Source organism: Roseateles chitinivorans, assembly GCF_050632145.1.
Classification (GTDB): Bacteria; Pseudomonadota; Gammaproteobacteria; order Burkholderiales; family Burkholderiaceae_C; genus Roseateles; species Roseateles chitinivorans_B.
Genome location: NZ_CP192577.1, coordinates 6,479,466 through 6,493,598, shown reverse-complemented (window position 1 = coordinate 6,493,598; position 14,133 = coordinate 6,479,466). Strand labels below are relative to the sequence as shown.

Below are 14,133 nucleotides of genomic sequence, written 5' to 3'. Positions count from 1 at the left end.
CGATCTTGAGTCTGGAGACCGGGCACGGCCCCCTCGATCTGGAAGCGGACGCGGAGCGCCGCTTCGGCGGTCTGCGCCGCCTGCACGGCGACCGGGACTACGCGCGGCTGCGCGCGGCGCGTTTCTGTGTCGTGGGGCTGGGCGGCGTGGGCTCCTGGGTCGTCGAGGCGCTGGCGCGCATGGGTGTCGCGCGGCTGGTGCTGATCGACCTCGACCACGTCGCCGAATCCAACATCAACCGTCAGGTGCAGGCGCTCGGCAGCACGCTGGGCATGGCCAAGGCGGAGGCGCTCAAGCAGCGCATCGCGGACATCCACCCGGGCTGCGAGGTCGTCACCGTCGAGGACTTCGTCGACGACAAGAACTGGCCCTCGCTGCTCGGCGACGTGCAGGTCGACGGCATCGTCGACGCCTGCGACCAGGTCCGGGCCAAGGCGCAGATCGCGGCGTGGGCGAGGGCGCTCAAGCTGCCCCAGATCTGCATCGGCGCCGCGGGCGGCAAGCACCGGCCGCAGGACGTCGAGATCCTCGACCTGTCCGAGACGACGCATGATCCGCTGCTGGCCAATCTGCGGCAGCGGCTGCGCAAGTTCCACGCCGCGCCGCGCCAGGGCGCGATGGGCGTGACCTGCGTGTTCTCGCGCGAACCGGTGAAGAGGCCAGAGGGGGTCGAGGCCTGCGATCTCGACGGCAACCTGAATTGCCACGGCTATGGCTCGAGCGTCGCGGTCACGGCCGGCTTCGGCATGACCGCCGCCGCCGAACTGGTGACAAGGTATTTGAAGACGCTTGCGCGTGCGCAAAAAACCGTCCTATAATGTGAGGCTCTGCTGAGGGGCAAACACCTCGAAGCGATGCAGAGGAGCCGAGGCGGGTTCGACTTGGCTTTCACTGCTTGAAGCAGGCTTCGGGTCGTTAGCTCAGTCGGTAGAGCAGCGGACTTTTAATCCGTTGGTCGCAGGTTCGAATCCTGCACGACCCACCATCGCTTCAGATGACTGTCAGTGGAATGACTGGCGGTTGATTTCTCGGGGGCTCTTAGCTCAGTTGGTAGAGCAGCGGACTCTTAATCCGTTGGTCGAAGGTTCGAATCCTTCAGGGCCCACCACCGATCCTTGTCGGATCGTCAGAGAGAAGAACGTGTTGATCGACAACGATCAGCGTGCGATTCACGGACGACGAAACGATGTCAGAGAGGATTTGGCGTGACGAGATCAAAATATCTGACATAATCTCGGCTTCGCAAGTTTCAGCAGAAACTTGAGGAACGAAAAGAATTTCGGGCTCTTAGCTCAGTTGGTAGAGCAGCGGACTCTTAATCCGTTGGTCGAAGGTTCGAATCCTTCAGGGCCCACCAAATAAAAGGGGTTGCAGCAGTGCTGCAACCCCTTTGTCATTGGCGCGCCGAAACTCGACCGGGTCGACGTCAAACGCCTGCCGGTATCGGGTTTTGTCTGCTCAGCTAGACTGACTGCCAGATTCCTCAGACCGTCACCTGCCTTCCCCGACATGTCCCAGATCCAAGAAACCACGCTGCTGCAGGCCCTGCAACAGGTCGTCGACCCCAACACCGGCCGCGACTTCGTCTCCACGAAGCAACTGCGCCAGTTGAAGGTGCAGGGTGACGCGGTCAGCTTCGAGATCGAACTGGGCTACCCGGCGGCCAGCCAGGTCGATGCGCTGCGTGCCGCGCTGGTCGAGGCGGCGCGCTCGGTGCCGGGCGTCGGCAATGTCAGCGTCGGCGTGACGACGAAGATCACCGCCCATGCCGTCCAGCGTGGCGTGCAACTGCTGCCCGGGGTGAAGAACATCATCGCGGTGGCGTCCGGCAAGGGCGGCGTCGGCAAGAGCACGACGGCGGCCAACCTGGCGCTGGCGCTGTCGGCCGAAGGCGCGACCGTCGGCCTGCTCGATGCCGACATCTACGGCCCGAGCCTGCCCTTGATGCTGGGCATCAGCGGGCGTCCCGAGAGCACCGATGGCCAGACGATGGAGCCGCTGGAATCCCACGGCCTGCAACTGATGTCGATCGGCTTCCTGGTCGAGGATGACCAGGCGATGGTCTGGCGCGGCCCGATGGCCACGCAGGCGCTGGAGCAGCTGCTGCGCCAGACGCGCTGGCGCGACCTGGACTACCTCGTCATCGACATGCCGCCGGGCACCGGCGACATCCAGCTGACCTTGTCGCAGCGCGTGCCGGTGAGCGGCTCGGTGATCGTGACCACGCCGCAGGACATCGCGCTGATCGATGCGAAGAAGGGCCTGAAGATGTTCGAGAAGGTCGGCGTGCCGATCCTGGGCATCGTCGAGAACATGGCCATCCACATCTGCAGCCAGTGCGGCCATGCCGAGCACATCTTCGGCAGCGGGGGCGGTCAGCGCATGGCGGACCAGTACAGCCAGGAACTGCTCGGCTCGCTGCCGCTGGCGCTGTCCATCCGGGAGCAGGCCGACAGCGGCAAGCCGACGGTCGTCGCCGAGCCCGACGGCGTCCACGCCCAGGCCTACAAGCAGATCGCGCGCAAGATCGCCGTGAAGCTTGCCGGCCAGGCGAAGGACTACTCGTCGAAATTCCCGACGATCACCATCTCGAAAAACACCTGACCCCCCAACGCACGCGCTGGCAGCCTCGCCGCCGTGCTGCACCGCAACGGGAGCCGCGCGGGCGGGTGCCCCTCATAGCGAACCCTGACCGAAGGGAATACTGTGAGCGGCGAGGGGCACCCGCTCGCGCGGCGGGGCGCTCCGATCGATGCATGCAACCCCCGCGACGACACGAGCCCCCGCTGCACCGCACAAAAGATCCGCTCCGGAAAAGCCACCGTCAAGCCCGGTGCGCGTTGCGGTTCTTCCTCTCGCGAGAGGGTGACTCCCCATTGGACAAAGCCGATGCTTTGTGCCGAAATGCTCGAACGGGCCGCGTGACGGTCGTGCATTTCACCCAGGTCGCCTGAACGGCGAGCCCAGGAGGCACAAGATGGACATGAACCGGAGGCACTTCTTCCGGGTGAGCGGGGCGGCCGTGATGGGCTCCAGCCTCGTGGCGCTGGGGTTCTCCCCGACTGCCGCACTGGCCGAGACACGCCAGTTCAAGCTTGCCCGGGCGACCGAGACCCGCAACACCTGCCCCTATTGCTCGGTGGGTTGCGGGATCATCATGTACTCGCTCGGGGACAAGGCGAAGAACGTCACCTCCGAGATCATCCACATCGAGGGCGACCCCGATCACCCGGTCAATCGCGGCACCTTGTGCCCGAAGGGCGCGGGCCTGCTGGACTTCGTCCACAGCCCCAACCGGCTGAAGTATCCGGAGATCCGCGAGGCCGGCGCCAAGGAGTGGAAGCGCGTCAGCTGGAACGAGGCGATGGACCGTTTCGTGAAGCTGCTCAAGGCCGACCGCGACGCCAACTTCATCGCGACCAACGCGGACGGCAAGCCCGTCAACCGCTGGCTCTCGACCGGCATGATCTGCGCGTCCGCGTCCTCGAACGAATCGGGCTACATCACCCACAAGGCGATGCGCTCGATGGGGCTGCTCGCGTTCGACAACCAGGCCCGCGTTTGACACGGACCGACGGTGGCCAGTCTGGCCCCGACGTTCGGACGCGGCGCGATGACCAACCACTGGGTGGACATCAAGAACGCCGACCTCGTGCTGATCATGGGCGGCAACGCCGCCGAGGCGCATCCCTGCGGCTTCAAGTGGGTGATCGAGGCCAAGCACCACAACAAGGCGCGGCTGATCGTCGTCGATCCCCGCTTCACGCGCTCGGCCGCGATGAGCGATTACTACGCGCCGATCCGCGCGGGCTCCGACATCGCCTTCCTGGGCGGGGTGATCAATTACCTGTTGAGCAACAACAAGATCCAGACCGAGTACGTCCGGCACTACACGAACGCGCCCTTCATCATCAATGAGGGCTACAAGTTCGAGGACGGGATCTTCTCCGGCTACGACGAGGCCAAGCGCGCCTACAGCAATGCGTCGTGGGCCTACGAGATGGACGAGAAGGGCTTCGCCAAGGTCGACATGACGATGCAGCATCCGCGCTGCGTGCTCAACGTCATGAAGACCCACTTCTCGCGCTACACGCCGGAGAAGGTCAGCGAGATCACCGGCACGCCCAAGGACAAGTTCGTCGAGATCTGCCGGCAGATCGGCGAGACCTCGGTCCCGGGCAAGGTGATGACGATCCTGTACGCGCTGGGCTGGACGCAGCACAGCCAGGGCTCGCAGATCATCCGCACCGGCGCCTTGGTGCAGCTGCTGCTGGGCAACATCGGCCAGCCCGGCGGCGGCATGAACGCGCTGCGCGGCCACAGCAACATCCAGGGCCTCACCGACCTGGGCCTGCTGTCGACCTCGCTGACCGGCTACATGACGCTGCCCAAGGACTCGGAGCAGGACCTCGAGACCTACTACAAGACCAAGGCGCTCAAGCCGCTGCGCCCCAACCAGATGAGCTTCTGGCAGAACTATCCGAAGTTCTTCGTCAGTCAGCAGAAGGCGTGGTGGGGCAAGGCCGCGACCAAGGAGAACGACTGGGCCTACCACTACCTGCCGAAGTGGGACAAGGGCTACGACGTGCTGCAGGCGTTCGACCTGATGCATCAGGGCAAGGTCAACGGCTACATCTGCCAGGGCTTCAACCCGGTCGGATCGTTCCCCAACAAGAAGAAGGTGGTCGAGAGCCTGTCCAAGCTGAAGTTCCTCGCCATCATCGATCCGCTCAACACGGAGACCGCCGAGTTCTGGAAGAACTACGGCGAGCACAACGACGTGAAGACGGAAGAGATCCAGACCGTGGTGTTCCGGTTCCCGAGCACCTGCTTCGCCGAGGAGGACGGCTCGCTGACCAACTCCGGCCGCTGGCTGCAGTGGCACTGGAAGGGCGCCGAGCCTCCCGGCGAGGCCAAGGGCGATGCGGAGATCATCGCGGAGATCTTCCTGCGACTGCGGACGATGTACCAGAAGGACGGCGGCGCCTTCCCCGATCCGATCGTCAACCTGAGCTGGCCGTACAAGATCCCGAACAGCCCCTCGGCCGAGGAACTGGCGATGGAGTTCAACGGCAAGGCGCTGGCCGACGTGACCGATCCGAAGGACGCGACCAAGGTGCTGGCGAAGGCGGGCGAGCAGCTCTCGGGCTTCGCACTGCTGCGCGACGACGGCAGCACGTCCAGCGGCTGCTGGATCTACGCCGGGGCGTGGACGCAGGCCGGCAACCAGATGGCGCGGCGCGACGACAGCGATCCGTGGGGCATCGGCCAGACGCTGAACTGGGCCTGGGCCTGGCCGGCGAACCGGCGCGTGCTCTACAACGCCGCGTCCTGCGATCCGAGCGGCAAGCCGTGGAATCCGAAGCGGCGACTGATCAGCTACACCGACAAGTGGGGCGGTTCCGACGTGCCGGACATCCGGCCGGACGCCAACCCCAACGACGAGGACGCGGTGCGGCCGTTCATCATGACCGCCGAGGGCGTCGCACGGCTGTTCGCGCCCAGCGGCATGGTGGACGGTCCGCTGCCCGAGCACTACGAGCCCTTCGAGTCGCCGCTCACCGTCAACCCGATGCACCCGACCAACGCCAAGGCGATGAACAACCCGGCCGGCCGGGTGTTCAAGGCCGACCGCGAGGCCTTCGGCAAGCCGGACAAGTTCCCGTACGTGGCGACGAGCTACCGGCTCACCGAGCACTTCCACTACTGGACCAAGAACGTCCGCACCAGCGCCATCATCCAGCCGCAGCAGTTCGTGGAGATCGGCGAGGAACTCGCCAAGGACAAGGGCATCGCCAACGGCGATCAGGTGAAGGTCAGCTCCAACCGCGGCTTCATCAAGGCCGTGGCGGTGGTGACCAAGCGCGTGGCCTCGCTCGATGTCGGCGGCAAGCGGGTCCACACGGTGGGCCTGCCGAACCACTGGGGCTTCGTCGGCGTGGCCAAGCCCGGTTATCTGGTGAACACGCTGACCCCTTCGTGGGCGACGCCAACACCCAGACGCCGGAGTTCAAGAGCTTCACCGTCAACATCGAGAAAGCTTGAGGAGCCCACGCCATGTCTTCATTGCAATCCCTCGACATCGCCAAGCGCTCCGCGACGACGCTGCCCAGCCCCGACGCGCGACGCACGACGACGGAAGTCGCCAAGCTGATCGACGTCTCCTCGTGCATCGGCTGCAAGGCCTGCCAGGTCGCCTGCATGCAGTGGAACGACCTGCGCGACGACGTGGGCGAGACCCACGGCACCTACGACAACCCGCGCGACCTGACGCCGCAGTCGTGGACGGTGATGCGCTTCTCCGAAGTGGAGGTCGTCGAGAACAAGCTCGAATGGCTGATCCGCAAGGACGGCTGCATGCATTGCGAGGATCCCGGCTGCCTGAAGGCCTGTCCCGCGCCGGGCGCGATCGTGAAGTACCAGAACGGCATCGTTGACTTCATCTCGGAGCACTGCGTCGGCTGCGGCAACTGCGTGACGGGCTGTCCGTTCGACGTGCCGCGCATCAGCAAGGCCGACAACAAGGCCTACAAGTGCAGCCTGTGCTCGGACCGCGTCGGCGTCGGCCTGGAGCCGGCGTGCGTGAAGGCCTGTCCGACCGGCGCGATCCGTTTCGGCTCCAAGGAGGACATGCATGAGTTCGCCGCCGAACGCATCGTCGATCTGAAGGAACGCGGCTACACGAACGCCGGCGTCTACGACCCGCAGGGCGTCGGCGGCACGCACGTGATGTACGTGCTGCAGCATGCGGACCAGCCGGGGCTCTATCACGGGCTGCCGAAGGATCCGCAGATCAGCCCGTTCGTGTCGCTGTGGAAGGGCGCGGCGAAGCCGTTGGCCGTGGCCGCGATGGTCGGCGCGGCGGTGGCCGGCTTCTTCCATTACATGAAGGTCGGTCCGCAGAAGACGGCACACGACGAGCCGGATCCCGAGGAGGAGCTGGCCTACGAGCGCGCGAAGCACGGCGAAGGGCCTGACGTCCCCTCCGGCGGCGAGCCGCGGCGCACCTCGTACACCCCGCCCAGCGGCGGCCTCTGACCCACCGGGAGATCCTCATGTTGCTGCAACGCTATCGCGACAGCCAGCGGCTCAACCACTGGCTCATCGTGCTGCTGTTCCTGTGCGCCGGGCTCTCGGGCCTGGCCTTCTTCCACCCGAGCCTCTTCTTCCTGAGCAACCTCTTCGGCGGCGGGCCGTGGACGCGCGTGCTGCATCCCTATATGGGGCTGGGCATGGTGATCGCGTTCGCGTTCCTCGCGGCGCGGATGTGGCGGGACAACCTGTGGATCGGCGCCGACTCGCAGTGGATGCGCCAGAGCCCGGCCATGATCAGCGGCGCTGGCAAGGAGGACGTCCAGCCGGCCGCGAAGTACAACGCCGGGCAGAAGATCGTCTTCTGGATCATGGTGGTGACGCTGAGCATCCTGCTCGTCACCGGTTTCATGTTCTGGCACGCCTGGTTTCCCGAGGGCAACATCCTGATGCGGCGCATCGCGGTGCTGCTGCATTCGGCGTCGGCGGCGATCCTGATCCTGACGATCATCATCCACGTTTACGCGGCCATCTGGGTGCAGGGCTCGTTCCGGGCGATGACCCGTGGTACGGTCACCGACACCTGGGCCGCGCACCATCATCCGCTGTGGCACAAGGAAGTGAAGGAGCGGCCTCGCGCATGACGTCTTCCAGCCCCATCCGGGTCATGACCCCGGAAGAGATCGCGGTCAACGCCGGCGCGCGCGCCGCGCCGGTGAAGGTGCCCGATCCCGGACTCTTCGCCGAGCGCGCCGTGCGCCTGAGGCAGTTGGCCGAGGGGCATGCGATGCGGGATTACCTGCTCTTCGTGGCCGAGCTGGCGCAGGCGCAGCATGAGCGCTTCAAGCGGCCCGACGCGCTGGCGCTGCCGGCCGAGGTGCTGGTCAACAGCGCGATGGTCGGCGGGCTGCCGCCGCTGGACGTGGCGACGTATCCGCGCGATCCGGTGTGGCGCGAGGAACTCCGCGCGCTGCTGCGCGCGATGGGCGCGGCGGCGATCCCCGAACCGGCGAAGGCGCAGATCAGGCAGCTCGCGGACGCCGAGGGCGACTGGCTGGAGCACCAGGCGGCCGCGTTGCTCGCGGGCGGTGCACCGGGCCTGGACCCGGCCTCCGCGCCGCTGATCGCCGCGGCCTTGCAGGTGTACTGGTCCCGGCTCGTCGTGCAGCTGCAGCAGCGCTACGACGCCAGCGACCAGGGCGAACACGTCGCGCCCTTCGGCATGATCGACGACCCGACGGTCTGCCCCTGCTGCGGCTCGCGTCCGGTGGCGTCGATCACGCGCATCGCGGCCGAGCAGTCCGGGCAGCGCTTCCTCGCCTGCTCGCTCTGCGGCGCGCAGTGGCACTACGTGCGCATCAAGTGCACGCACTGCCAGGGCACGAAGGGCATCACCTTCCAGAGCCTGGTCGACGACGACGGCAACAAGTCCGACGCGGTCGCGGCCGAATGCTGCGAGACCTGCGGGCATTACCTGAAGCAGGTCCACATGGAAAAGGACCTGCAGGTCGAGCCGCTGGCCGACGACCTGGCGACCTTGACGCTGGACCTGCTGGTCGGTGAACTGGGGCTGGTGCGCCAGGGCTTCAATCCGCTGCTGATCCTGGGGGAGGCCGACGCATCGAGCGGCGGCGCGCCGCCTCCCGATCCCGGAGGACGCTGAGCATGAAGCCCGAGGCATCCATGGTTCATGGTCCGACGGCAGGCTCCCCGGTCAGAAGTTCCGATCCGGTCGCGGCCCCCAAGGACCTCCCCTCCGTCGATCGCCTGCTGCGCGATCCGGCCGTGACGCACCTGATGGCGAGACACGGCCATGCCTTCGTCGCCGCCGAGGCGCGCCGGCTGCTCGAATCGTCGCGCGAACGCGCACTGACCGACGCCCTGACGGTGGATGAACTCCACCGCCTGCCGGTCGAACTCGAGCGTCATTGCGTCGAGCGTCTCGCGCCGCGCATGCGCCGCGTGATCAACCTCACCGGCACGGTGCTGCACACCAACCTGGGTCGCGCGCTGCTCGCCGACGAGGCGCTGCGCCACGTGCTGGCCTGCATGAGCTCGCCCAACAACCTGGAGTTCGACCTCGCGCGCGGCGAGCGCGGCGACCGCGACAGCCTCGTCGAATCGCTGCTCTGCGACATCACCGGTGCCGAGGCGGCGACGGTCGTCAACAACAACGCCGCCGCGGTGCTGCTGGGCATCGCCGCGCTGGCCGGCGGCAAGGAAGCGGTCGTGTCGCGCGGCGAGCTGGTCGAGATCGGCGGCGCGTTCCGCATGCCCGATGTGATGGCGGCGGCGGGGGCGCGGCTGGTGGAGGTCGGCACGACCAACCGCACGCACGCGCGGGACTACGAATCGGCCATCGGTCCCGGGACCGCGCTGCTGATGAAGGTCCACACCAGCAACTATGCGATCCACGGCTTCACGTCGTCGGTCAGCGAGGCCGAACTTGCGCCGATCGCGAAGGCCGCGGGCGTGCCGCTGATGACGGACCTCGGCAGCGGCTCGCTGGTCGACCTGGCGCAATGGGGGCTGCCGGCCGAGCCGCTGCCGCAGGCGATGCTGGCCGACGGCTGCGACGTCGTGACCTTCAGCGGCGACAAGCTGCTGGGCGGGCCGCAGGCGGGACTGATCGTGGGGCGCCGGGACCTGGTGCAGAAGATCCGCAAGTTCCCGATGAAGCGCGCGTTGCGGCTGTCCAAGCTGCCGATGGCCGCGCTGGAGGCGACGCTGCGCCTGTACCTGCAGCCGGACCGCCTGACGCAGGACCTGCCGACGCTGCGGCTGCTGACGCGCCCGGTCGACCAGATCGAGGCGCAGGCGCAGCGGCTGCTGTCGCGCGTGGAGGAGGCCGTCGCGCCGCGTTTCGACGCGCGCGTGAGCGCGATGCGCGGGCAGATCGGCTCGGGCTCGTTGCCGGTGGAGACGCTGCCGTCGGCAGGCCTCGTGCTGACGCCGAGGCTGCCGGGCAAGCGCGGCACCGGTCGCGCGCTCGACGAGCTGCTCACGGCGCTGCGCTCGTTGCCGCTGCCGGTCATCGCCCGCGTGCAGGCGGACGAACTCTGGATGGACCTGCGCTGCCTCGACGAGGCTCGCGAGGAGCCCGACTTCATCGAGCAGCTCGCGCGGCTGAAGGAGTCGCTCGCATGATCGTCGGAACCGCCGGCCACATCGACCATGGCAAGACGACGCTGGTGAAGGCGTTGACTGGCGTCGACACGGACCGGCTGCCCGAGGAGAAGCGGCGCGGCATCAGCATTGCGCTCGGCTACGCGTTCCTGGAGGCCGGCGAGGCCTTGCGCATCGGGTTCGTCGACGTGCCGGGGCACGAACGCCTCGTCCACACGATGCTGTCAGGGGCGACCGGCATCGACCATGCGCTGCTGCTGGTCGCCGCCGACGACGGCGTGATGCCGCAGACCCGCGAGCATCTGGCACTGTTGTCGCTGCTCGGGATCCGGCGCGGCACGATCGCGCTGACGAAGTGCGACCGCGTCGACGCGGCGACATGCAGGCAGCGGCGCGAGGAGGTCCGTGCGCTCGTGGCCGGTACCTCGCTGGCGCAGGCGGCGGTGTTCGAGGTTTCGGCGACGCTGGGTGAGGGGGTGCGTGAATTGCGCGAGCACCTGATCGCCGAGGCGGCGGCGCTGCCGCCGCGCGAGGTCGCGGGCCGCGGCTTCCGTCTGGCGGTGGATCGTGTGTTCAGTCTGGCCGGCGTCGGCACCGTCTGCACCGGCACAGCGCATGCTGGCGAGGTGGCGATCGGCGACGAGCTCCTGCTGCTGCCGCCCGCGCCCGGCCAGTCGCCGCGGCGGGGCCGCGTGCGCAGCCTGCATGCGCAGAACGAACCGGCCACGCGCGCCTCGGCGGGACAGCGCGTCGCCATCGGTCTTGCCGGCCTGGAGAAGGACGAGGTCGAGCGCGGCCAATGGCTGGCCGCGCCGGAGATCGCGCAGTGGACCGACCGCCTCGATGCGCGGCTGCGGCTGTGGTCCGGGGAGTCTCGGCCGTTGCGCGGCGGCGCGCCGGTGCATGTGCATGTCGGCGCGGAGCAGGTCACCGGATCCGTGGCGGTGCTGGGCGGCGTCGACGGATCGACGCTCGACGCGCTGCAGCCCGGGGCCGAGGCGGTCGTGCAGCTGGTGCTGCATCGCCCGATCGGCGCGTGGGCCGGTGATCGCGTCGTGCTGCGCGACGCGTCCGCGACGCGCGCGCTGGCGGGCGGCGTGGTGCTCGATCCGCAGGCGCCCGCGCGCTATCGACGCACGCCGCAGCGGCTCGCGGAACTTGTCGCGCTGACCGCGGCGTCGCCTGCGCGGCGGCTCGCCGGCCTGCTGGCGCAGGCACCGATGGGCGTCGATCTCGCGCGCTTCGCCGCCGGCCAGGGCGTGGCACACGACGCCCGCGTGACGCTGCTGGCGGCGGCCGGTGCGTCGACGGTCGTGCTGGGCGCCGACGGCCCGGTCTGGGCGCTCGGTGCCGCGCAGACCGCCCAGTGGGAAGCCGTCGCGCTGGCGCGCCTGGCGCGTTATCACGAGGAGCAGCCGGAGGAGTTGGGCCCCGATCTCGCGCGCTGGCGACGGCTGGCGGCGCCCCGGATGGCCGAGCCGCTGTGGCAGTCGCTCGTGCGGCGGATGTCCTCGGCCGGGCAGGTGACGATCAGCGGCGCCGCGGCGCATCTGCCCGCGCATGGCATCCAGTTGTCGGCGCTCGATGAGCGCCTCGCGCAGAAGGCGATGCCGCGACTGCGGTCGGCGGGCTTCGAGGGCGCCTGGGCGCGCGACCTGGCCAAGGACGCGCACGAGCCGGAGGCGCTGGTGCGCACGACGCTGGCGCGGCTGTCGCAGCGGGGCGAGCTGTTCCAGGTCGTCAAGGACCTGTACTACGCGCCCGAGGCCATCCAGGCACTGGCGCGCATCGCGCGGGCCTCGGCCGTCGGCGGCGACGTGACGGCCGCGGTGTTCCGCGACCGCAGCGGCCTCGGGCGCAAGCGCGCCATCCAGGTGCTGGAATTCTTCGACAAGGTCGGCGTGCTGCGGCGCGTCGGCGATGCGCACCGGCTGCGGACCGACAGCCGCCTGTTCTTCGACGATCATGAAGGCGGCGGCGCGACCCGCGCCGACGCCGTCGAGGCCGCATGAGCGCGCCACGATCCATGGAAGGAAAACGATCCTGGTGGATCGGCCGGACTTCAAATCCGGTGGACGGCGCCACGCGCCGTCGGGTGGGTTCGACTCCCATTTCCTTCCGCCCTCTTTTCCACCCTCCCGGCGTTCCTTCTCCCACCCTTCACCGGAGCCTCTGATGCCCAGCCTCTTCCGACAAGTCAGCCGTGCGCTGCAGGGAATCGTCGCCGCGTCGTTGATCGCCGCAGGCCTCGCGGCGCCCGCGCTGGCGCAGCCGCAGCCGGTGCTGCGCGTGACCGCCATCCCCGACGAATCGCCGACCGAGCTCGCCCGCAAATTCGCGCCGCTCGGCCGCTACCTGGAGAAGGAACTCGGCGTGAAGGTCGAGTGGACGCCCGTCACCGACTACGCCGCCGCGGTCGAGGCGGTCGTGAACAAGAAGATCGACCTGGCCTGGTTCGGCGGCTTCACCTTCGTGCAGGCCAACGTACGATCGGGCGGCAAGATCGTCCCGCTCGTCCAGCGCGAGGAGGACGAGAAGTTCCGCTCCGTCTTCATCACCGACGCGAAGTCGGGCATCACCAAGCTGGAGGACCTGAAGGGCAGGACGCTCAGCTTCGGCTCCGCGTCGTCGACCTCGGGCCACCTGATGCCGCGCTCGTTCCTGCTGGCCGCGAAGATCAATCCCGACGCGGACCTCAAGCGCGTCTCCTTCTCCGGCGCGCACGACGCCACCGTCGCGGCCGTGGCCTCGGGCAAGGTCGACGCGGGCGCGCTGAACATCTCCGTCTGGGAGAAGCTCGTCGCCGAGAAGAAGGTCGACACCTCGACGGTCAAGGTCTTCTTCACCACGCCGCCGTATTACGACTACAACTGGAGTGTCCATGCCGACATGCCGGTCGCGACGAAGGAAAAGCTCAAGGCCGCGTTCCTGAAGCTCAACCCGTCGACGCCGGAAGGCAAGGAGATCCTCGACCTGCAGCGCGCGACGAAGTTCGTGCCGACGCAGCCCGAGAACTACGCCGGCATCAAGGCCGCCGCGGAGAACGCCGGCCTGCTGAAGTGACCTGAGGGGACCCCGCATGTCCAGCCCGCATCGACCGACTCGCCGCGCGTTGCCAACCCTCGTGCTCCTTGTGGTCGCGTTCCTCGTCGGCGTGGTCGGAGAGCCTCGGGCACAGACGCCGGGGCTGTTGCGCGTCAGCGCCATCCCGGGCGAGTCGCCCACCGAGGTGGCCCGCCGTTTCGTGCCGCTGGGCAGGTACCTGGAGAAGGAACTCGAGATGAAGGTCGAGTGGGTCCCGGGCACCGACTACGACCTGGTGGTCGACGCCATCGTCAATCGGCAGGTGGACCTGGCCGTGCTGGGCGGTTTCGCGCTGGTGCGGGCCAACCAGCGGTCCGGCGGCAAGATCATCCCGCTGGTCCAGCGCGAGGGCGACAGCAACTACCGCTCCGTGTTCATCACGCGGGTCGACTCAGGGATCCGGCGGCTCGAGGACCTGAAGGGCCGGACGCTCAGCTTCGGTCCGGCCACGTCGACCTCCGGGCATCTGATGCCGCGCGCCGCCCTGCTGGCCGCAAGGATCGATCCCGACGCCAGCCTGAAGCACATCGTCTTCTCCAGCGCGCACGACGGCACTGTGGCCGCCGTGGCCTCGGGCAAGGTCGACGCGGGTGCGGTGAACTTCTATCTCTGGGAGCGGCTCGTCGCGGAGAAGAAGGTCGACAGCTCGGTGGTGAAGGTGTTCTTCACCACGCCGCCCTATTACGACGCCAACTGGAGCGTCCATGCCGACATGCCGGTCGCGACCCGGGAGGCGATCAAGGCCGCGTTCCTGAAGCTCAATGCCGCTATCCCGGAACACCGGGAGGTCCTCGACCATCAGCGCGCGACGAAATACGTGCCGACGCGGATCGAGAACTACAACGGCATCAAGGCCGCCGCCGAGAGCGCCGGCCTGCTCAAATGAACTGA

The 14,133-nt window shown here is 68.0% G+C and carries 9 protein-coding genes, 4 tRNA genes and 1 pseudogene; all 14 read left to right on the top strand.

All coding sequences use genetic code 11. From position 1 onward, the window contains the following. Positions 1–5: 5 nt before the first annotated feature. The 14 genes and pseudogenes from ACQ86G_RS29880 (at position 6) to ACQ86G_RS29815 (ending at position 14,128) form a co-directional block, all read left to right on the top strand. Positions 6–818: a tRNA threonylcarbamoyladenosine dehydratase gene (locus tag ACQ86G_RS29880; RefSeq protein WP_431258640.1), complete on the top strand. Its 813-nt coding sequence runs from the start codon at positions 6–8 to the stop codon at positions 816–818. 91 nt (positions 819–909) lie between these two features. Beyond that, positions 910–985 (top strand) — tRNA-Lys (locus ACQ86G_RS29875). A gap of 47 nt (positions 986–1,032) precedes the next feature. Next, a tRNA-Lys gene (locus ACQ86G_RS29870) sits at positions 1,033–1,108 on the top strand. Positions 1,109–1,281: 173 nt separating this feature from the next. Continuing rightward, positions 1,282–1,357 (top strand) — tRNA-Lys (locus ACQ86G_RS29865). A gap of 152 nt (positions 1,358–1,509) precedes the next feature. Then, entirely contained in the window at positions 1,510–2,604 is a 1,095-nt protein-coding gene (gene apbC, locus ACQ86G_RS29860; protein WP_431258639.1) for an iron-sulfur cluster carrier protein ApbC, read from the top strand. A gap of 373 nt (positions 2,605–2,977) precedes the next feature. Then, positions 2,978–6,045 (top strand): annotated as a pseudogene (gene fdnG, locus ACQ86G_RS29855) (formate dehydrogenase-N subunit alpha). Between the two features lie 12 nt (positions 6,046–6,057). Then, complete coding sequence (gene fdxH / locus ACQ86G_RS29850) at positions 6,058–7,038, top strand: formate dehydrogenase subunit beta (protein ID WP_431258638.1); 981 nt, start codon at positions 6,058–6,060, stop codon at positions 7,036–7,038. Positions 7,039–7,055: 17 nt separating this feature from the next. Beyond that, a complete protein-coding gene (locus ACQ86G_RS29845; protein ID WP_431258637.1) occupies positions 7,056–7,676 on the top strand; it encodes a formate dehydrogenase subunit gamma in 621 nt (206 codons plus the stop codon). After that, positions 7,673–8,695 (top strand): formate dehydrogenase accessory protein FdhE, encoded by a 1,023-nt coding sequence (gene fdhE / locus ACQ86G_RS29840; RefSeq protein ID WP_431258636.1) that lies wholly within the window; start codon positions 7,673–7,675, stop codon positions 8,693–8,695. The genes ACQ86G_RS29845 and fdhE overlap by 4 nt, the downstream gene beginning before the upstream one ends. A 2-nt stretch (positions 8,696–8,697) precedes the next feature. Further along, a complete protein-coding gene (gene selA / locus ACQ86G_RS29835; RefSeq protein ID WP_431258635.1) occupies positions 8,698–10,179 on the top strand; it encodes an L-seryl-tRNA(Sec) selenium transferase in 1,482 nt (493 codons plus the stop codon). After that, complete coding sequence (selB, locus tag ACQ86G_RS29830; RefSeq protein ID WP_431258634.1) at positions 10,176–12,170, top strand: selenocysteine-specific translation elongation factor; 1,995 nt, start codon at positions 10,176–10,178, stop codon at positions 12,168–12,170. The genes selA and selB overlap by 4 nt, the downstream gene beginning before the upstream one ends. 16 nt (positions 12,171–12,186) lie before the next feature. Continuing rightward, a tRNA-Sec gene (locus ACQ86G_RS29825) sits at positions 12,187–12,279 on the top strand. 54 nt (positions 12,280–12,333) lie between these two features. Further along, positions 12,334–13,221, top strand: coding sequence for a putative selenate ABC transporter substrate-binding protein (locus ACQ86G_RS29820; RefSeq protein ID WP_431258633.1), 888 nt, complete (start codon positions 12,334–12,336; stop codon positions 13,219–13,221). A 16-nt stretch (positions 13,222–13,237) separates the two neighbouring features. Continuing rightward, complete coding sequence (locus ACQ86G_RS29815) at positions 13,238–14,128, top strand: putative selenate ABC transporter substrate-binding protein (protein ID WP_431258632.1); 891 nt, start codon at positions 13,238–13,240, stop codon at positions 14,126–14,128. Positions 14,129–14,133 lie beyond the last annotated feature (5 nt).